This is a genomic window from Aestuariibacter sp. GS-14 (assembly GCF_006494365.1).
GTDB lineage: Bacteria > Pseudomonadota > Gammaproteobacteria > Enterobacterales > Alteromonadaceae > Alteromonas > Alteromonas mangrovi.
Genome location: NZ_VHIP01000007.1, coordinates 39,022 through 60,037 on the forward strand (window position 1 = coordinate 39,022; position 21,016 = coordinate 60,037).

The 21,016-nt window shown below is 48.5% G+C and carries 15 protein-coding genes; 5 read left to right on the top strand and 10 right to left on the bottom strand.

Translation table 11 applies throughout. The features are described from left to right. Positions 1-242: 242 nt before the first annotated feature. Positions 243-3,476: a TonB-dependent receptor gene (locus FJ444_RS12700; RefSeq protein ID WP_181405150.1), complete on the top strand. Its 3,234-nt coding sequence runs from the start codon at positions 243-245 to the stop codon at positions 3,474-3,476. Between the two features lie 58 nt (positions 3,477-3,534). Here FJ444_RS12700 and FJ444_RS12705 read toward each other — a convergent pair whose 3' ends face one another. Beyond that, positions 3,535-3,918, bottom strand: a complete 384-nt coding sequence (locus tag FJ444_RS12705) for a DoxX-like family protein (protein ID WP_140958691.1) — start codon at positions 3,916-3,918, stop codon at positions 3,535-3,537. 23 nt (positions 3,919-3,941) lie between these two features. Beyond that, the gene (locus FJ444_RS12710) at positions 3,942-4,298 is read right to left on the bottom strand and encodes a hypothetical protein (protein WP_140958692.1); all 357 of its coding nucleotides are present in this window, start codon (positions 4,296-4,298) and stop codon (positions 3,942-3,944) included. Positions 4,299-4,465: 167 nt separating this feature from the next. On the opposite strand from FJ444_RS12710, the gene FJ444_RS12715 reads away from it, so the two are divergent. Beyond that, complete coding sequence (locus FJ444_RS12715; RefSeq protein WP_140958693.1) at positions 4,466-4,804, top strand: FKBP-type peptidyl-prolyl cis-trans isomerase; 339 nt, start codon at positions 4,466-4,468, stop codon at positions 4,802-4,804. Between the two features lie 41 nt (positions 4,805-4,845). Here FJ444_RS12715 and FJ444_RS12720 read toward each other — a convergent pair whose 3' ends face one another. The 7 genes from FJ444_RS12720 to FJ444_RS12750 all read right to left on the bottom strand — a co-directional run bounded on the left by FJ444_RS12720 (position 4,846) and on the right by FJ444_RS12750 (position 16,163). Next, positions 4,846-6,363: a tryptophan halogenase family protein gene (locus FJ444_RS12720; RefSeq protein ID WP_140958694.1), complete on the bottom strand. Its 1,518-nt coding sequence runs from the start codon at positions 6,361-6,363 to the stop codon at positions 4,846-4,848. Beyond that, entirely contained in the window at positions 6,363-7,895 is a 1,533-nt protein-coding gene (locus tag FJ444_RS12725; RefSeq protein ID WP_140958695.1) for a tryptophan halogenase family protein, read from the bottom strand. Before FJ444_RS12725 ends, FJ444_RS12720 begins: the two co-directional genes overlap by 1 nt. Before the next feature lie 39 nt (positions 7,896-7,934). Next, positions 7,935-9,431: a tryptophan 7-halogenase gene (locus FJ444_RS12730; protein ID WP_181405151.1), complete on the bottom strand. Its 1,497-nt coding sequence runs from the start codon at positions 9,429-9,431 to the stop codon at positions 7,935-7,937. A 1-nt stretch (position 9,432) separates the two neighbouring features. Next, positions 9,433-10,992, bottom strand: coding sequence for a tryptophan halogenase family protein (locus FJ444_RS12735; protein ID WP_255439158.1), 1,560 nt, complete (start codon positions 10,990-10,992; stop codon positions 9,433-9,435). A 101-nt stretch (positions 10,993-11,093) separates the two neighbouring features. Continuing rightward, a complete protein-coding gene (locus tag FJ444_RS12740) occupies positions 11,094-13,682 on the bottom strand; it encodes an exo 1,3/1,4-beta-D-glucan glucohydrolase (RefSeq protein WP_255439159.1) in 2,589 nt (862 codons plus the stop codon). Between the two features lie 538 nt (positions 13,683-14,220). After that, entirely contained in the window at positions 14,221-15,462 is a 1,242-nt protein-coding gene (locus tag FJ444_RS12745; RefSeq protein ID WP_140958697.1) for an FtsX-like permease family protein, read from the bottom strand. Next, positions 15,456-16,163 (bottom strand): ABC transporter ATP-binding protein, encoded by a 708-nt coding sequence (locus FJ444_RS12750; RefSeq protein WP_140958971.1) that lies wholly within the window; start codon positions 16,161-16,163, stop codon positions 15,456-15,458. The genes FJ444_RS12745 and FJ444_RS12750 overlap by 7 nt, the downstream gene beginning before the upstream one ends. A gap of 232 nt (positions 16,164-16,395) precedes the next feature. Between FJ444_RS12750 and FJ444_RS12755 the strand changes: the two genes are divergently transcribed. Next, the gene (locus FJ444_RS12755; RefSeq protein WP_140958698.1) at positions 16,396-17,310 is read left to right on the top strand and encodes a DUF2608 domain-containing protein; all 915 of its coding nucleotides are present in this window, start codon (positions 16,396-16,398) and stop codon (positions 17,308-17,310) included. Between the two features lie 129 nt (positions 17,311-17,439). On the opposite strand, the gene FJ444_RS12760 is transcribed toward FJ444_RS12755, so the two are convergent. Then, positions 17,440-18,579 carry an MFS transporter gene (locus tag FJ444_RS12760; protein ID WP_140958699.1) on the bottom strand — a complete coding sequence of 380 codons (1,140 nt, stop codon included), beginning with the start codon at positions 18,577-18,579 and terminating at the stop codon, positions 17,440-17,442. 162 nt (positions 18,580-18,741) lie between these two features. On the opposite strand from FJ444_RS12760, the gene FJ444_RS12765 reads away from it, so the two are divergent. Both FJ444_RS12765 and FJ444_RS12770 read left to right on the top strand, forming a co-directional pair. After that, positions 18,742-19,506, top strand: a complete 765-nt coding sequence (locus FJ444_RS12765) for a DeoR/GlpR family DNA-binding transcription regulator (protein ID WP_140958700.1) — start codon at positions 18,742-18,744, stop codon at positions 19,504-19,506. Between the two features lie 157 nt (positions 19,507-19,663). Continuing rightward, entirely contained in the window at positions 19,664-20,932 is a 1,269-nt protein-coding gene (locus FJ444_RS12770; RefSeq protein WP_140958701.1) for a polysaccharide lyase family 1 protein, read from the top strand. Positions 20,933-21,016: the final 84 nt, after the last annotated feature.

Here is a 21,016-nt window from a genome sequence, read left to right on the forward strand (position 1 = left end):
GGAGAAATACTTTGTGCTGTAAGTGAAAATTTGCTTGAAAAATAACCTTGAAAAGAATATGGTAAAAAAATGTATATAAATTGTTACAAATTGTTGGCACTTTAAATACATATTTTTTGCTTCATGGTTGTAAACGCTTACAGCTTTTTTTTGTAACCGCTTTGAAAGCGCTTACATTTGAAGTAAAGGTCACTGAATACAAAAACAAAAAGTTCAGCTCGGGTGCGTGGATGGAGAAGAGAATGGATAAAAGGCACACTCAACAAAAAAGATCGGATGGAAAGTTTAAGAAAAGTTTAATTGCCATGGCAATTGTGGGTTTTACCCAACAGGCATACGCTCAGGAAGCGCCTGCAACACAAGTAGAAGACTCCGAAGAATACGAAACGGAAGTCATTGAAGTTAAGGGTATCAGGGGAGCGCTTGAAACGGCCGCTGATCTAAAGCGTTCTTCAAAAACCTTCGTGGATTCAATTACAGCAACAGACGCAAACGTATTACCAGATTTGTCGGTAGCAGAAGCACTGGCGCGTATTCCGGGTATTACCGTAACCCGTTTTACTGCTGGCGATGATGATTTCCCCTCACCGGAAGGCTCAGGTAACCTGATCCGTGGTTTGGGCTTTGTGCGTTCTGAGTTCAACGGCCGCGATGCATTTAGTGCAAACGGTGGTCGAGCATTGGATTGGGCTGCGATTCCGCCAGAACTGATTGGCGGCGTTGACGTGTATAAAAACCAATCTGCTGATCTGATTGAAGGTGGTATTGGTGGTTCAATTAACTTAAGAACATTAGAGCCTTTCGATCGCGAAGGACGCGTGTTCATTTTTAGCGCTGATACTACCTACACCGATTTGCGTGAGGAATGGAGCCCATCGTTCAGCGTAGTGGCTGGCGACAGATGGAAAACCTCTAAAGGCGAATTTGGTTTGTTAGGATCGTACTCAACATCCGATCTGGCCTCTGAAATTCACGGCTTTCAAACCGCTGCTCCTAACCCGCGTGACAACTTGTCACAGGATGCGTTTACCGGCGATTATATTCCGGAAGCCGGTTCTGTAGTGGCTGTGCCACAGGGCTTCCAGCTTCGTACTAATCAGGTAGACAGAACCCGCGACAGTTTCTATGTGGCCGGTCAGTGGCGTAGCCCGGACAACGATACCGAATTAACCGTTAAATATATTCGAGTAGAAAACGACAGTAACTCAGTAGAGCAAACTACCGAATCCTTTACCGATGCAAACAGCTGGAACCGTTTTGAATTAAGTGAACTGGTTGTTAAACCGTTTACCTCCGACGGTATCGCGCGTTGTAACGGTAACAACGAAAGCCCGGTGGGTTTCTGTGATGAAACCGTTCCGGTTACGGGCGGCTTGATGGAGCAAGGTATGCTAACCGATTCAGGTGATTCCTGGTACGGCGCATATGGTTTGCAACTGAGTAACCTTGGTGTGGGCGTTCAGCAGGAATCCATGACCGACGATATCAGCTTCAATCTGAAAATGCGTCCTGCCGACAACTGGATGGTTGAAATCGACGGTCACCGCACCACCGCTGAATCTAAACATCGTGAGTTGTGGGTGGGCGCGAATACCTTTGTTCAGGCTTTCTACCGCCCTGATTTAGATAATCCTTATCTGGAACTCTCACATGATCCGCGTCTGGATATTGGTGGTTTTATTTTCGACGAAGGTGAAAATCAGAACGCTTGGCAGTATCCAACCAGTACCGCCGATGCAGGTTCAACATTTATGCCTTTCATCTCTGATGGTTACCGCGACGGTGAAGGTGAGTTAAACGCGCTTCGCGCAGATGCAACCTATCAGTTTGAAGGTGATTCGTGGTTTGAGTCGGTTAAGTTTGGTGCGCGTTACTCAGAGCGAGAACAGGTTAACCGTGACGCGGGAATGAACTGGCAGGCTGCATCTCAGGCGTGGAACGGCGGTATGGCGATGTACAACAACTTCGATACCGTTGCGCACGAAATTGTAGATATGTCTGACTTCTATCGCGGTGGCGTAGTGGGTGGGGATAACACGTCTTTCGTATTCGTGGATTCTAACCTGTTACGCAATCCCCACCAGTTCTTTGATTTCTATCAGAACGAACCCGACCTGGCTAATGGTGGATGGAATCCTTATTCTGCGAATGGTTTAGCGCGTCGCACTCAGGACGGCAAGTACACGCCAATTTATCAGCCGGATCAGGTGTCTGATATTACCGAAGAAACCCTTAACCTATATGTGCGATTGGATTTCTATAAAGAGATTGGTAACGGTATGGATATCGAAGGCAATGTGGGTTTACGTTATACCCGCACCCAGTCGAATTCTGACGGTGAGCTAAGTTACTCAGAGGTATGGGAAGATACTGACGATGTTGATCTGCCTCTGTATCCACAAAGTGCAGAGGATCGCGATCACCCGGCTGATTTCCTGCCAGAAACTGTTGCGTATCTGGAGCAAGCGTCAACTGAGCGAAAGGTGGATTTAACCGACGATCACTTCTTACCTTCATTGAACGTGAAGTGGAACTTAAACGACGAAATGCTGCTGCGCTTTGGGATTAGTAAAGCGGTCACGCGTCCAAATATTCAGGATCTGAGAGCGGCGCAAACGGTGTCTGGAGCGTTTACTACCGTTCAGTTTGATCCGTTGCCTGAGGATGATCCAAATTTTGGTATCGCTCGTGGCGCAGAAGATATCTTCGTGCGTTCAATTAACGTAAACGGCGGTAACCCTGATTTAAAATCCACAGAAGCGATTAACTGGGATGTGTCGTTTGAATGGTACTTTGAAGACGGCGAATACTTCAGTGCGGCTATCTTTGGTAAGGACCTGAAAAACATTATTTCCTGGGGTGTAGATGTACAGGATACTATTACGCTGGATGGCGCATCGGTTAATTACCAATACGTTGGGCCTGTTAATCAGTCTGATGCGGAAATTCGCGGATTAGAGTTCTCTTATCAGGACTTCTTTGACGAACTACCTGGCATTTGGTCGCACCTTGGTGTACAGGCTAACTATACGTTCATTGATGCGTCTGCCACACCACCACCGGCGTTCTTGGATGCGGACAATGATGGCGAGCCAGACCCGGGTTCGTTTGCTAATAACCTGCGTTTTGGACGTGATGACCTGGTTGGACAGTCGCGCCATACCGCTAACCTGATTGGTATTTACCAGGACGAGAAATTTGAGGTGCGAATTGCGTACAACTATCGCTCAGAGTACCTGAATGCTTATCGCGATTGGATCACCGGTGACCCGCTGTTCCAACAACCTACGAGTTTTGTTGACGTATCATTACGCTACGACATTACTGAAAACGTGCAGCTAAGCTTCAACGGTGCGAACATCTTCGACGAGAAGAGCAGTTCTGAAGCGCAAATTGACCAAAGTGGTCAGCGTTATATGCGTTCGAGCTTCCTGAATGACCGTCGCTTTAAGTTTGGTATTCGCTATACCTACTAATAGCGTGTAAATTTAGTGTTCATGTAAAAAGGCCAGGCAACTGGCCTTTTTTATGTGTCTATTGCTGTAACGACGTCTCTGCCGTTTCCATGGAAAACAGATATACGCCTAATGCGATGCAGGGAATATTGGTGGTGACGGGATTAAATGCTTCAACAAGCAACAAAGGTTGCAACACCGCGCTGACAATAAGTAAGCCAATTAATGCCAAAATATTCAGCATTAACAGCGGTTTTGACTGGTAGTATTTGATGAGCAGTAATCCGAAAATCACTTCGCTCAAGCCTGCAAACTTTATAAACCAAAAAGTAGCGTCCGCAGAGAATCCAATGCTTGATGATAGCTGCCATTCCAGTGGCGCAATAGTGAACAACTTTGGCACCAATCCCTGATATATCCACATAAAGCCTAATGTGAATCTGGCTATGTTAATTTGCTTCAATTTCAAATCCCTTTAACGCATTACTACTGCGTGAAATCCACTGTTAGCCTAATGTCTTTGGACTCTTCAAAGTCAGGTTTAGATAAACCAAATAACTCAGTAAATGGCGACGATTTCCTGATAGCCTCAATAGCTGCCTTCTCCAGAGCTTCGTTATTGTCGTCGGTTAGTACTTCATAGGCTATGACCTCCGCACTATCGTTCAGTAAAAATGAAATGACGACAGGCTTAGGGTATGAAGTCTCCTTTACAGAGAGATTAGAAGTAAGCTTTGCTTTAATGACAAGGGTACAGTCTTTTATAGTGTTGCACTCAGATGATGGTGGGTGCTTTGCTACACAACCAAACAACAACACGATCACGAAAAGCCATCTGAACATGTAAAATCCATTCAATGTTAGGTTGTAAAGCATGACTTTAGCTCATTTTGGAGCTGGGCGGTATGGTTGGATTATATCGCTCTTGTGAAAATACTGTTCCAACTCACTTCACCCAATCTTAAAACCTGCGTTACCATGCGCCCGATATTGAATAAATGAGTAAAGACATGACTGAGCAAATCCGAATTGAAGACGTTATTGTGGGCGAGGGCAGTGAGGTGAAGAAAGGCGCGTTGATCACCGCACACTATCGCGGGCTGTTAGATGACGGCACGGAGTTTGATTCGTCCTATGAAAAAGGCCGTCCGTTTCAAACCGTTTTGTCGAAAACCAAGGTCATTCAGGGGTGGTTTCAGGGCTTACAGGGGATGAGGGTTGGTGGTACGCGCAAGTTGTGGGTCCCGGCTGAGCTGGGCTACGGCGAAAGGCAGGTGGGCAAGATCCCACCAAACAGTAGCCTGTACTTCGAAATTGAATTACTGGAAGCCCTTAATCGCGACGACTAGCAGGCATAGGGTAATGCCTGCGGTTGCCCGGGCTAACCTGTTTAGACCGGCAAATTGGCTTTGCAGTGCTTCGCAATAAAGTCCTCGTGTCCGGGCATTACCTGCAGACACTTACCTGTCACCGTATGAATTTCTTCCATCCTACGATGTAACTCATCCTCTGAAAGTATATCGGCAATGGGATGATAGCGCTCGGGCTGAATGCCCTGACCGTGCATGACCGCAAACCAGCTTACGTGGTTAAATAACTCGTTATCGTGGCGGTATAAGCGGGCATTTTGTTTGTAGATTTCGATGCGCTTGTGCAGCGACTCGGGAATATCCATGGTACGACAGTAATGCCAGAACGGGCTGTCGTTTCGGCGTGTGGCCTTGTAATGCAAAATCAAAAAGTCACGCACCTGCTCGTACTCAAGCCGCGTACGCTCATTGTAATAATCAATGTCGTGCTGATTAAACAGCTTGTCCGGGAAATTCGTCATTAACCGGGCAATGGCGGTTTGAATTAAGTGTATCGACGTGGATTCCAGTGGCTCTAAGAAGCCAGATGCCAGGCCAAGCGACACTACATTTTTGTTCCAGGGCTTTTTGCGGATCCCGGCTTTAAAGCGCAGGTAATTGGGCTCGGAAATCGGTTTGCTGTTCAGGTCGGCGTACAGACTTTGCAATGCTGTGTCGTCGTCCATAAACTTGCTGCAATACACGTGGCCGTTGCCGGTGCGAGACTGCAGCGGAATTCGCCATTGCCAGCCTGCTGACTTTGCCGTAGCACGGGTGAAAGGGGTTAACTCGTCGAGCTTGTTGCTGGCTACCGCAATGGCCCGGTCGCAGGGCAAATAATGGGACCAGTCTTCGTAGCCGCTATTTAAGGTTTGTTCGATGAGCAGGCCTTTAAAGCCCGAGCAGTCGATAAACAAATCCCCATCAATGTGATGGCCGTTGTCGGTATCCACACTGGCTATATGGCCGTTTTCCGGATGCTGATTTACCTGGGTGATTTTGCCTTCCGTGCGCACTACGCCATTGGCTTCTGCTATACCGCGTAAGTGCTTGGCATACAGCATGGCATCGAATTGAAATGCGTAGGCAATGGTGCTCAGCGGCGAACCTTGTAGTTCAACCTGCGCACGCTGAAATTTATTGGCCTGGGCTGCCAGGATTTGCAGGTTAAATTCGTCGATGGGTTTGGCTTGCCCCATTTTTTGCTGGCGCAGCCACATGTGATGAAAGTGGATCCCTTCCATGTCCATGCCATAAGGCCCAAATGGGTGAATATACGACTCACCGGTTTGCCCCCAGTCGACAAATTCGATCCCCAGCTTAAAAGTACCGTTGGTGAACTTAACGAAGTCGTTTTCGTTAATGCCCAGCAACCGGTTAAAGTACAGAATGTGCGGAATGGTTGCTTCGCCTACGCCTACCGTGCCGATTTCTTCTGACTCGATAAGCTGAATCGTAATGCTGTTGTCATTCAACAGCTTTGACATAGCTGCGGCAGCCATCCACCCCGCAGTACCACCGCCTACAATGACAATCTTTTTAATACTGTGCTCTGACATTATTGTCGTCCCATTGAAAATGTTGGGTTTGGTTGCATGGCGGTATATTTATCAATAAACATCGCATGGTCCGGCAGTCGGGCAACAGCTTGTTCCATGGCCTGCTTCATGGAGTTAAGACTGCGCTGAATATCGGCCACCGGGATATTAGCCAGAATTGGGTCGAAGGTGTTGGGGAATATGCCCTGGCCAACCATTACCGCTACCCAGCTGGAGCGGGTAAAGAGTTCATGATCGTCTCTGAATACGCGGCCGCCTTGCTGAAAAAGCGTCATCTTATGTGTTAGCGAGTCTGGTATATCCATATCTCGCACATAGCGCCAGAACGGGCTGTCATCGCGGGTGGTGGCTTTGTAATGCAGAATAATAAAGTCGCGTACCTGTTCGAATTCCCGGCTCATTAATCGGTTGTATTCATTACGGATCACAGGGTGTAGCCCGGCATCCGGGTACAGTGAAATGAAGCGACTGATACCCTGTTGAATCAAAAACAACGAGGTAGATTCCAGCGGCTCCAGAAAACCGGCCGACAAGCCAATACCAATGCAGTTTTTCTCCCAAAAGGCTTCCTGGCAGCCGGTTTTAAACTGAATGGTACGCACTTCTGAGATGGGTTTGCTGTCGAGTCCGTCGAGCAGAACCTGACGAGCCTGGTCGTGATCAATAAAACGGTCACAGTAGATGTGCCCATTACCGACGCGCTGCTGGGTAGGTATGCGCCATTGCCAGCCAGCGGCTTTTGCCGTTGAACGCGTGAAGGGAAGGACTTTGCTGGTTTGTTCTGTGGCGACCGTTTGCGCCGTGTTACACGGCAGCCAGTGGCTCCAGTCTCGGAATTTCACGCCCAGTGTGTCGCCGAGTAATAAAGACCGGAATCCCGAGCAATCGAAAAATAACTCGCCGCCTACGGTGGTGCCATCTTCCAGTGTCAGACCAGCAATATTGCCGGTGTCTGTGTGTTGTTGCACGCTGGCAATTTTGCCCTCAATGCGTTTAACGCCACGCTGTTCTGCGTATTTTCGTAAATAGGCGGCATAAGCGGTGGCATCAAAGTGATAGGCGTAGCGCAAATGTGAGAGCACCGAGTTGGGGTTTTGCTCAGGCAGCACAAACTTGTTCTGTTTCGCTGCGACTGCGCAGATGCTGTAGTCTTCAAGCTCACAGGTATTTCCGGCTGTCAGGGTATGCAGCCAGTACTGATGAAAGTCGACGCCGTTCATATCGACGCCGTGTCCGCCAAATGGGTGGAAGTAACTGTCGCCTAACTTGCCCCAGTCGTTAAACTCGATACCCAGTTTAAAAGTGCCGTTGGTGGCTTTAATAAATTCACTCTCGCTGATGCCCAGTAATTTATTAAAGTTGATCATGTCGGGGATTGTGGCTTCCCCTACACCAATGGTGCCAATCTGTTCAGACTCCACCAGGGTAATCTTAACGTCGCCAGTGGGCAGCATGCGAGACAGCGCGGCGGCGGTCATCCAACCGGCGGAGCCGCCGCCGACAATGGTTATGTGTTTTATGATGTTTGGCATTGTGTCTTTCATTTTGTTCTTCGTGACCTTGCTGCGTTCTTATTGGCTGCGCTTTTGAGACAGATAAGCCATTAGCTTTTCCAGGTAGATAGCGTGAGGCGGCATTTGGCTCACCACCTGCTGAATCACATTGCCCATGCCGTTTAATTGATTCGCCATCTCCGCGCGTGGCACCTGATCTGCCACTATGTCGTAAGTTTGTGGGCGGCGCTGCATACCGCTGTGCAGCATAAGCCAGTCCTGTTCATTAAAGGGTTCTAAATCGTAGCTTACAAGCATACCCCTGTGATTATATTGAGTGAGTTTGCGGGTAAGTTTCTCACTTTGCACAGACTGCGCAGCCTGTTGCCAATAGGCATGCTCTGGCAAGGAATCTTGCCGATGTTCAAACGCAAACAACGCACCTTGGAATAAACCAGTATGTTCGATATCGGCAATAAAGCGGCGGTTATATTCAGTTGCCTCAGCCAGCATCGTGTTGGTTACCGGAATGAGTTCCAGCAAGCGCTGAATATCGCGCATCAGCATCATCAATGGCGCAGGTGTGAGAGGCTCTATCACACTGGCTGCCTGACCTATAGCGACGCAGTTACCTGTCCAGGCTTGTTGCCGGTGCCCGGCGCTAAACGCCATGGCAATACTGGCCTGTGCCCCGTGAGCGTCTATCGCCTGTGATTTCTGTTCAGGCGAACACACGGTTAATCGTTGAATGCTATCGCGCAGATAGGTGTCGGCTTGCCAGCCAAACTCACGTGCACGAATGTGCCTGTGTGTAGGCAGTGTCTCACCGCGTTGCAGTGTGCTGTGAATAGCAAACAGGGTTCGCGCATTTTCGACCTGGCTTTTGGAGGCTTGGTTATTTTGTTCTAGCGTGGAATACACCTTTGCATCAGGACCGCTGCAGTCGATATATAAATCTGCTTCAATCCGCTGCCCGTTGTCGAGTTGCAAGCTGGTAATACTTATATCGCCAGTGTCTGTAGCCACCTCTGAAATGCTCGCATTGATCACCGTTACCTTGCTGCTGAGTTTACTTGCATACAGCGCGCTTAATGCGCTGGCATCAAATTGATACCCGTATTCTGCTCTGGAAAGCGGATGGCGATTGTCTTCAGGCGGGTGGGCAAATTTACCGGTTTTGTCGGCCTGTGCATTGATTAGATAAGTTGCCAGCTCGGTTTCACCGTGGCGGGTAACAAAGTGATGTAAGCCTACGCCGCGCATGGCGGGAAACGGCAAATGAAAGCCCTGTAACCACGAGCAGGGTGTCATGGCCCAGCGATCAAAATAATTGCCCCAGCAGAATGTACTGTTGGTGTTAAACAACAAGTCAGGCTCAGACACGCCAAGTGTAAGGTGAAACGGGTACAAGTGTGGTGCACTGATGCTGCCATACAAACAATCCAGTTCGGCATGTTTTGCACTGCTAACCAGAGTTAAAGTGATGTCAGGCGGCAGTTGCTGCTGTAACGCAAGTGCGGTCATGTTCGCTGCAAGGCCGTTACCGGCAATGACAATACGTTTTATACCGGGCATGCTAATTGCCCCCCGACGTTGTTGATGCCATCGCAGACATAAGCGGCTTACTGTTTGATGCCGCGCCATAGCGGGTAAGGAATTCGCGGTGCAGTGGCGTGTTATTTACCGAGCTAAGGATGGCCTTGCGCATGCGCTCGCTGGTTTGGATAAATTCCGCATCAGAGGTGTTATTTACCCGCGGATCGAATCCTGTTGGCATCAAATTCTGCCCCAGTAATACCGCTATCCAACTGGGTGGCAGGAACACACCAAACTCGTAACGCTGAATATAGCCACGACTCAGCCACAGTTCGATTTTGGTTTGCAAGCTGTCGGGCAGGGGCAGGTTACGGAAGTATCGCCACATGTCACTGTCGTCGCGCTTCGTAGCAACATAGTGCAGTAACAGGAAGTCTCTTACCCGTTCGAAGTTAAGTGCCATTCGGCGGTTGTATTCGTCGGCATCCTGTTGCTGGATGCGTTGCTGCGGGAACAGCTCAATTAACGTGGTGATCCCCTCCTGAATTAAGTGTATGGATGTGGACTCCAGCGGCTCTAAAAAACCTGAAGACAGGCCAATGGCCACTACATTCTTTTCCCAGCATACATTACGTCGACCCGCTTTAAAGTAGAGCTGATTAGGCTCGGCCAGCGGCTTGCCATCCAGCGCGTTTAGCAACTGACTACAGGCTTCGTCGTCGGAGATATGCTCGCTCCAGTACACAAAGCCATTGCCGGTGCGGTGTTGCAGCGGAATTCGCCATTGCCACCCTGCCGCTTTGGCGGTTGCTCTGGTATAAGGCATCAGTGGGTCGGTACTTTCGCAGGGTATAGCCACGGCGCGGTTACAGGGTAACCATTCAGACCAATCGTCGTAGCCGGCGTGTAAGGTTTGTTCTATTAATAAGCCTCTGAAGCCAGAGCAATCTACAAAGAAGTCGCCTTCAATTACCGCCTGGTTGTCCAGTATCAGTGATACTATTTCGCCGGTGTCGTTGTGTTGTTTAACCTCAACGATTTTGCCTTCAGTGCGTATTACGCCTTTTGCCTGAGCATAGCGTCGTAGAAATTTGGCGTACAGTGAGGAGTCAAACTGATACGCGTAACCGTAGTGTTGTTCGATGTTGCTGGATGACGGTTCGGGTATGCGGAACTTGTTGTGTTTTGCCGACATTACGCCCGCAGCATATTCATGTAATGATGTGGTGATGACACCGCTCTGAAAATGCTTTAGCCAGTGTTGGTAAAACTCGACGTTATTGATTGGCAAGCCAAAGTCGCCAAAGGGGTGAATATAGCTTTCGCCCAGGTTACCCCAGTCACAAAACTCGATCCCTAGTTTTATAGTGGCTTCGGTTTCCCGCATAAATGCGGCTTCATCAATGCCCAGCGCGGAATTAAAAAAGCGAATGTGGGGCAGCGTAGCTTCGCCAACCCCTACGGTGCCGATACTGTCAGACTCAATGAGCTCGATATCAATCGCCAGGCCTTGTAGCTTGTTAGCCAGCGCTGCGGCGGTCATCCAACCGGCAGTGCCGCCACCTACAATTACCACTCGCTTAATGTCATTCCGGTTCACGTTGCTTTTTTATTCCTTATGGCGCAATGATGCGAATTTACTCCCATCATTGCGCATGTTGCAGGCCCTCACAAGTCGTAAGGGCCGACTTTTATTTATGGCTACTGACAACTCAGCGTTGCGGCATCAGCCTTACCCGGTACGCTGGCAATATTGGTGACACTCAGGTCGACATTGCCTTCCATGCTTAAGGCAAATGGCACAACGATGTCACCTAAGCGTATCCCTTGCGCGGTAAAACAGGCTAAGTCGACCGACATCTCGCTCCATTCACCCTGAGGTAATTGCTGCATGTATTCGGTGATATCCAGGTAAGCTCTGCAAGAGCCTTCCGGATCCGCCGTGCCTTCGCAGTTCATACCCAGCTTAATGGTTGCGTTGTCGATGTCGTCTGCTTTTACTTCAAAGCTTAACGCTGCTTTGGCTTGTAAATCAGACAGCATGTCTTCGCGGAAATGGCTCTTGCTCACAATGCGAAGTTCCGCTGGTTGCGTGCCGTCTACGGTGAGTTTCACCGCATCTTCCTGCACCACTTTGTCAACGGTACGGAAGGTTAACGAGCCGAGCGTGTGAACACTGGCGCTTACGTTGACGTACTGGCCGCCAGAGAGCAATGCCATTTCCCAGGGCGCGTGCATTTTGCCATCAAACATCTTACGCACCTGCACGTCATCCATGTCCAGTTCAAAGCTCTCGTTAAGATCGTCGGCAAGCACGTTCTCGTCGCCATAGGTCAAACCAAAGCCATAAGGCAGGAGTGGCGCGTAGTCTTCGTCTCCGCGGTTAAGCACTGTTTGCGTTGGGCTTTTCGGCCAGGAATACGACAGCTTACCTTTGAAGTCGTGTTGTAATGAGCCGTCTTTGTTCGTCAGTAGTACATCGGCAACGGCCAGCCCTTCAGAGCCGGGTAGCCAGGCCGCCACAAATGCATCGGAACTGTTTAGTTCGGCATTTACCCACATAGGGCGTCCGCTGATGAACACCGAGACCACAGGAATGCCTTGGGACTTAAGCTTTTTCAGTAGAGCTAAATCCGTTTTATTGCCGCGCTGGTATTCGAGGTTCTCACGATCACCGTGCCCCTCTGCATAAGGCTCTTCACCAAACACCACAATGGCAACATCCGGCTTTTGCGAGTAGTTACCTTGTTCGCTGAGTATTACTGTACCGCCTGCTGCCTCAACCTGTGATTTGATGCCATCGTAAATGGACGAACCGCCCGGGAAATCGGCATTGGTGTTATTGGTACCCTGCCAGGTAATGGTCCAGCCACCAGACTGCTTGCCAATATTATTGGCACCGTCACCCGCTACCAGAATCGTTTGGGTGGGGTCGAGGGGTAACAGGTTTGCTTTGTTTTTAAGAAGTACCAGTGATTCGCGTACCGCCTGGCGGGCCACTTCGCGGTGGGCGTCTTGTCCAATCAGTTCTGTTTTACCTGAAAACTTGCGCTTGGCAGGGCTGGGCTTGTCAAACAATCCGGCACGTAATTTCACGCGCAGAATGCGCGTTACCGCATCATCAATACGTGACAGAGGAATAGTGCCGTCTTTAACCTGCGCAATGGTGTTTTCGTACAAGGGTTTCCAGGCTTGAGTGGGCACCATATATACATCCAGACCTGCGTTAACTGCCTGTGGGCAGTTGTCGTTAGTGCAGCCCGCAATCTGACCATGACCATTCCAGTCACCTACCACAAACCCATCGAAGCCCATACGGTCTTTCAGTACGGTAGTAAGCAGGTACTTACTACCGTGTATTTTCTTGCCATGCCAGCTGTTAAACGACGCCATCACGGTTTGTGCACCCACGGTTAAGCCTTCTACGTAACCTTGCGCGTGAATATCGAAGAGCTCTTGTTCGGATGCAACGTTGTTGCCTTGGTCATCGCCGCCTTCAGTGCCGCCATCGCCTAAGAAGTGCTTAACTGTGCTGATTACCCGGTTGTCACTCAAAAAGTCTTTATTCGCATGGCCCTGCAAGCCGTTAATAATGGCCTTGGCGTATTCACCTACAATGACAGGATCTTCCGAGTAACCTTCATAGGTACGGCCCCAGCGGTCGTCCCGGACTGTGGCAACGGTAGGTGCGAATACCCAGTCAATGCCGGTTACCATGACTTCCGTTGCCGTTACATTGGCGATTTTTTCAATTAATTCAGGATTGTTTGCGGCACCCAGGCCGATGTTGTGTGGAAACAGCGTGGCGCCGATTACATTGTTATGGCCGTGTACCGCGTCGGTGCCCCACATAGTAGGGATGCTTGAACCATCAAGTGAATCATCAACTGACGCCTGGTACATGTCTTCGGCTAACTGAATCCAGTCGGCCGGTGTGGCGTGTTTATTATTATTCGGGAAGGCACCACCGCCATTAAGGTAAGAACCAAACCCATATTTGCGCATGTCTTCAACGGTGATGTCGCGTATTTCAGGCTGAATCATTTGCGCGACTTTTTGTTCCAGCGTCATCGAACTTAGTAGCTCAGCTATTCTGGCTTCTATGGCCGGATCCTGTTTTACTACTATATCCAGCTTGGGCCAGATATCTGCGGTTTGACTGTTATCGCCCGGTTGGCTGCTTTCACCCGGTAAAGCGGGCTCGACAGTGTTGCTCTGTTCCTGATCTTTGGCACAACCCGCCAGCATTAAAGTGGTGACGCTTGCCAGTACAATTGATTTTATTTCCATTAGCAGTATTCCATGATGATTTTTGTATAACGTGCATGTTGTCTTTCAAGTCATCAAAAACAATGGGTAAGTAGCAGCTAATTGGCGGGACATATGAAAGTTGCACTTCACAGTAACCAATGCGTATTCCCAACCACGAAGGAATTGCGTGTGTCCTGTGAAGTGCGCAAAAGAGACTATGGCCTCAGGCTTTCATGTTCCCATTTTTACGTTTTTTGTTATTAGACTTGCTCGTCGGCTAAATCACACACCAGGTAAAATGCCGGTTTTGTCAAATTGAAAGCGCTTACAGTATCCTGTGGCTGATGTTTAATTTCAACAGAATATTGTGCTTTTCTGCCTGAAAAATAAGCGTAAACAGGCTGGGTATTCGCTATTTTCTGAGTGGGATAAACTTGATGGTTTTGTTTATGTATTTGAAATTTAATACTTAAACTTGTTTTTTGGTGTATTGATGCGTTTGCGATTTCGTTAACTTTTTTGAAAAGTTTTTATTACAAATTAATGGCTTAGATAGCCTGCAAAACGCATCTGCCAATCAGGATGACAAACGCTGGCTTAACGCGCCGCGATAGGCGTCGATAGCCGGTATCAAACTACAAATAAGTGTTGCGACCATAATAATCCCCACCACTATCAGGCTGTGCAGGTTAAATACGTTGGCCGATATGAACATACCGTACTCACTGGCTAACCAGTCTGTCGACAGTGTAAACACCGTAAATACCAGTATTAAGGCAGAGGCACTGGCTGCTACCGACAGCAATAACGCTTCTATCAAAACCAAACGAAAAATCGTACCTGCACCGGCACCAATAATACGTAGCACGGCAATTTCTTTCTCCCGCTGCTGCATGGACGCGAGTAACATGGTGGACAGCCCGAATAGTGATGACAACATGATTAACAGGCTGATAAACCGCAACAGGTTTTCAATACCCGACATCATCTGCCACATTTCAGCTAATGCAACGCCCGGCAGAATGGCCATCAGGCGGTCGTCAGGGTAATTGTTGAGTTCGCGCTGTAAGGTAAACGTCGCAAATTTGCTGGTGAGTCCCAGCATAATGGCCGACACACTGTCTACTTTCAGAAGCTGAGGGTCAGCCTCTTCCGGGTGTTCCAAAAGCGCGTGTAACTGCGAGGGAGGCAGGTGCATCGCTTCTATACCTGCCAGTGAAACGTGCACGGTGTTGTCTACCGGCGTGCCGGTTGGCGCCAGAATCCCGGTAACGGTGAAGGGCGATTCGTCGTGATTGTGAAAACTCACCGCGCCCATACCATGAGCAATAACAATGTCATCGCCCACCTTGTAGTTCAGGGTGTTGGCAACATCAGCACCAATAACGGTGCCAAAATTGCCAGAAAACGTATTGCCTTTGGCAAAGGTGAGTGGTTGTTTATTGCCGTATTTGTAGTGCTCAAAATAGGCCTGAGTGGTGCCCAACACGCGAAAGCCTTTGTGTGAATCGCCCAAAGAAATTGGAATTGCCCAGCTTACCTGCGGGTGGTTTTGCAGCATGGTATAGCTTGCATAATCAATATTGTTGGTGGGCGAGCCCATCCTGAATACGCTGTACAGTAGTAAATTGAGCTGGCCACTGGGCGCACCCACTATTAGATCAACATCGGACACCGTGCGGTTAAAGCTGGCTTGGGCCTGTAATCGAACATGCTCGACGCTCAGCAACACACTTATGCTGATCAGAAGGGACAAAAAGGTCAGTGCAAGCGATTTGCCGCGGCTTTTCAGGCTGCTCAAGGCAAACGACATTAACATGCGTTTGTCTCCTCAAACACGAGAATGTCGTTCACTGACACGCGGGATGTTAAGTACTTACTGAGCGACTGATCATGACTCACAAAAATAAGCGTAGTGTTATGCGCCTCACATAAATCAATAAGCAGCGTCATGAAGGCATCTCTGGCATCGGCGTCCAGTGCGGAGGTAGGTTCATCCACCAGTAATATTTCCGGTTCGTTCACCAAAGCTCGTGCAATCGCAACGCGCTGCTGTTGACCCACGCTCAATTGCTGCGCTTTTTTTTGAAGTACATCTGCCGGGAGATGCAATGCATTAATTAACGTTTTTAATCGGTCGTTATTTGGGGGGAGATTGCCAGCAAAATGCGCAGCTAACCGAATATTCTGCGCAACAGTTAGATGCGATATCAAATTGAACTGCTGAAATACCACACCAATATGACGGGCTCGAAAGCGATCGCGTTTGGATTCCGTTAGTGCAGAAAACGGCTCGTCGAGAATCGTAATACTGCCCTGTTCAGGAGTGAGAATGCCCGACAGCAGATTTAGCAGAGTGGTTTTACCTGAGCCCGACTTACCGTGTAAAAAAATGCGCTCACCTTGTTTTACCTGCCAGTCTGCAATCCGCAGGGTGTTTTTGCTTTGTGGATAACAAAACGACACGGCATTCAACTGAATTACAGCGGATTCGGCGAGGTTGGGTAGCGAGGCGTTCATCACAGTTATTGTCTGGTTAATGGCTTTTTGTGCTAATTGAATTGGTTCCCAGTGTAGAGGTTTACCTATATCGATACAAAATATTCCTGCAGCGGAAATTCGACAATTGGTCTGTTCTGAATCCGATACCTCAAGTTCACCTGTGTACCTGTAACTTTCATCGATTGAAATAACAGTAATCGTCACGCATTGGTGTAGTATTCTCACTAAGTTTGTTTATGTACTGATTCTTATGGCTTCTGTTTTTAAAACCATTTACGCCAATCGTTTAGCGACGGTGATGCTTGCTTGTGCTGCAATCAGTTTAACCGCCTGCGCCGCGGCTCCCGTTCCGCTAAAAGCGGGTGCTTATGTTGAAGAGGTTGTCTCGTTTAATCAGATTGCGCCGGTTGTTGAGGCACTCAATCAACGGTATCAGCCTGAAAACGTGCTAATCGTGTCAGATATCGACAATACCTTACTTACCAACAACGGCGGTTTGGGAGGCGATATCTGGTATCAGTGGCAGCGCGGAAAATTACCAGTTAAACCATCACCCGAGCAAAGTGTGAGTTGTTTGTTTGAGGATGTGATTGGCATGCTTTACGAGCTAAGCCCCATGGCATTAACCGAACCTCAGGTGCCTGCGCTGATAACCGAATGGCAATCTGCCGGAAACCCCTTGATGTTGCTCACTTCCCGCTCTCCCGATTACCGCTCTCCTACGGAAAGAGAATTATTGAATAAAGGGATTAATACGCGCATTTCGGCACTGCTTCCTAAAGATGGTAGCAACCCGGAATACCGGGAAAAGCTGGAACGTGAAATGAGCTATAGCCGGGGAATAATGATGACCACTGGCATGCACAAAGGAAAGATGCTGGAGTGGATTCTCAATAAAACCGGCCGCGAATTTGCCGCCATCGTCTTTATTGACGACTCACAACACAACATCGACGATATGTTCGGGAGCTGGCAAAACAAACCGGTAGAGATGGCTATTTTTCACTATACCCAGGTAGAAACAAAGCGTATTGAAAAATTTGGACAGGTGTTAAATACTGAACAAGCTGATGCGTTGGCTAACGATTATGTGGCGTTAAGCCAAACACTCAAATCCGTGTTTCCCAAACGATATGAAAGTGGCCGTTGTTTGAGTACACAATAATATTGCATTAGCTGCCCGGTTTTCTGGTGCCTTGTTTTCGGTTTCCGTTAACCGGCTTACGGTAACCGGTTGTCTGCTACCGGTTATTGGCGTAGTTCCTCGTATTGGCGGTTGATGTTGCCGACTGCCCTACACACGGATCTTTAAGCTGATCAGTAGCGCCAGCACCATTAAGCCAACAATAATGTGCAGTGACACAGGCAGGCTGAACAGCTCAGCCCCAAACCCTACCAAAGCCGGTCCTGCCAATACCCCGGCATAACCTAATGTAGATACCGCGGTAACGGCCATGGATTCAGGCATGACGGTTTGCTTGCCGGTGGCTGAAAACATAATGGGTACAATATTAGCGCAACCAAAACCAATCAACGCGTAGCCTGCTAATGCCAGTTGCCAGGTATCGGTATGCAAGGTAAGCAGGAAGCCAAAAATGGCGGTTAATGCACCGGCGTTTATCACAATTCTCGGGCCCATGGATGATACAATTTTATCGCCCGTTAAGCGGCCAATGGTCATTGCCACGGAGAAACTGGCGACACCCAGCCCGGCGCTCGACGTTTCAATGTTCATAAACTCGGTTAAGTAGATCCCGCTCCAGTCCAGTACGGTACCTTCCGAAAGAAATAGAATGCTGCACACCAGGCCTATCAGCACCACAATACTGCGAGGCATAATCATGATTGGTCCCGACGAATTCTCTGCGTTATTCAGCAGTCCAGTGAGGCTGTATAACAGCATAGCCACAACCAGTATTGACGTTACAACACAAGCAAGCATAACAGGCACGTCCAGCGAAAGTTGCGTTGTCATTACCAACGCGCCAGCCATGCCGCCCAAACTGTAAAACCCGTGGAAGCCAGACATCAGTGGTTTGTCTGAGGCCTTTTCAACCACCACTGCCTGAATGTTCATTGCACAGTCGGTTAAGCCAATGCTCATTCCAAACAGGAACAGTGTGAATGCCAGGCTATAGATGCTCTCCATCATCGGGATAAGTAAAAAGAGTATCGCAAAACTCAGTACAGAGGCAGTAAGCAGGCGCTTGCAACCAATACGGCCAGCCCATACTCCTGCTAGCGGCATGCCCGCCAGGGCGCCAGCGCCAAGACACAGCAAAAGTCCGCCAATCACGCCGTCACTGATCTGCACATTGTATTTTACGAAGGGAATAATCGATGCCCAGGCCGCTGTAATCATGCCGGCACTGAGGAACATGATACGGGTAGCCAGGCGTGTTTGCGGTGTATTATTTGAGACTGAGTTGTCCATGTTGGCGGATATAAAATGTTCGTTTTCATTATGGTAAACGATATCATATCGCTAAAGCTGATTTAAATAAACACAAATAAACCAATATAAAAATAAATGAACAAATTGAATGAGTCGTGTAGTATTCATTGGTTAGCGTAGCAAGCAATACAGGTTTTGATTGTGGAAAAATACTCGCCTGAAGAACGGCATCAGCACATTATTGAACAGCTCAGATCACAAAATAAGGTAATGGCGTCCGAGCTGGCAGAACGTTTAGGCACGACGGAAGCAACCATACGTCGCGATCTCAGACATCTTGCCGAACAGGGTTTGTGCAAGCGCATTCACGGTGGGGCAATGTCGTTTGCGCCAGCGTCAGGCACCCAGCAAGAACGATTGCAGCGCAATAGCGATGAAAAGCAACGTCTTGCCGGCCGGGCTTTAACCGTTGTAAAAGCACACCAATTGATATTCTTGGATGCATCCAGTACCAATTTAATTCTGGCCGGGATGTTACCAAAAGATAAGCAACTCACTGTGGTAACCAACAGTCCGTTAATTGCACTTTGTTTGTTGGAACAGAACGCGGTTAAAGTGATTCAAATTGGAGGAGAGTTAGACCCAATAGTAGGCGGAGCGGTTGATAATGTAGCTATCCAGGCTCTCAGCCGATTTCACTTTGATATCTGTTTTCTGGGGGTGTGTGCCTGGTCTTCGGAGCATGGTTTTAGCGCCAATAATTTCCAGGATGCCGAATTCAAACGGGTAGCGGCATCGCGTTCCAGCGAATCGGTGGTCATGATCACGCAGGATAAAGTTGACGTATTCGGGCGATATCCGTTTTTAGCATCAGATCAGTTGGGTTGTTTGATTAGCAGTGACCACAGTAATGCCTTGCACGCGGTGTTTGCCAATGCAACCTGTCAATGGATAACCACGCAATAATAGATGGGACAAAAGCAACAAAGATGTGAAAATAGTTATCAGGTTGTAAATGCAGTCACATTGGTGTATTTTTGATTGAAATGCTACCGGTGGCACAATAAAGTTATTTACAATTAGCCAGTCGGTTTACAACGTGAATTTTCAAAGGTGGTTCATTATGGCAAAAGCCATTACGCTTTTTTGCACGCTAATCTGGTTTGCGCTTTCCCTCTCTCAGGCTCAGGCTGGCGGGCCTGAAAAGGCCTTCGATGGTGCTTTGGGATTTGGTCAGTATACTCAGGGCGGACGTGGTGGAAAATTACTTGTTGTAACGTCTTTGGCCGATAATCCCGAACACCCGGAACCCGGTACACTGCGCCATGCTGTTAAGCAAAAAGGCCCGCGTATTATCGAATTTGCGGTGTCAGGGGTAATTCATCTGCAAGATGTGCTGGAGATTACCCAGGATAATGTCACCATAAACGGGCAGACATCCCCCTATGGCATTGTGGTCACCGGTGCACAGACATCGATTAAAGCGAATCAGGTCATCCTGCGTTATCTGCGCTTTCGTCCCGGAGCCGAACAAGGGGAAGGCGATGCGTTAAATGCCAGAGACAGACAACATATCATTATTGATCATTGCTCGTTGAGTTGGGCAAACGATGAGGTTGCATCTTTTTATAATAATCAATGGTTTACTTTGCAGAACTCAATCGTTTCCGAGAGCTTGAAAGAAGCAGGACACCACAAAGGCAGTCACGGATATGGCGGTATTTGGGGCGGCGCTAAAGCCAGCTTCATTCGTAACCTGATAGCCCACCACGACAGCCGTAACCCGCGTATTAATGGCTATCGGCTAAAACCGCCTTATTCGCAATCTGAGACGCTGGTTGATATTCGCAACAACGTGTTTTTTAACTGGGGCGATAATAGTGGATATGGTGCAGAAGGCGGGAAGTTCAACTTAATTAATAACTACTATAAACCTGGCCCAGCCTCTGAGGCAGAACATTTTTTCCAATTCTGGTCGAGTACTGATTTACCCGGTACCCAGGCATATGTTGCGGGTAATGTTATACACGGAAAGCCTGAGGTAGAAAGTAACAACCGCCTGGGATTGTCGGTAAAAAACCAGAATAAAATGTCGCAGCAGGAAGTTGAAGATGTGTATTCATCTGCATTAGTAAATAGCCCATTTGAACAGCCTGAGGGTGCTACGTTGTCAGCTAACGACGCATTTGATTTGCTGATTGTGAAAGCGGATGTTGGTGCAAACCAAAATGCCCACGGCGCGTTTCAGGATTCAGTAGATATGCGATTACTGAATGAAGTAAAGCGGGGCGAAGCCACGTTTGGCAACGGGCTGATTAACACTGAACACACTGTGTTGGGTGCTGGTGGCTGGGCCGCCTATGCGTTGGAATTTTCTGCCAAAACTCACTAAATAACTTAAGAATGAGACACGTTTTACGTGTCTCTGCCTGCACCGTTAACGGGTGCTATTTTACTGTTTTCCCTTTGTTTGCCC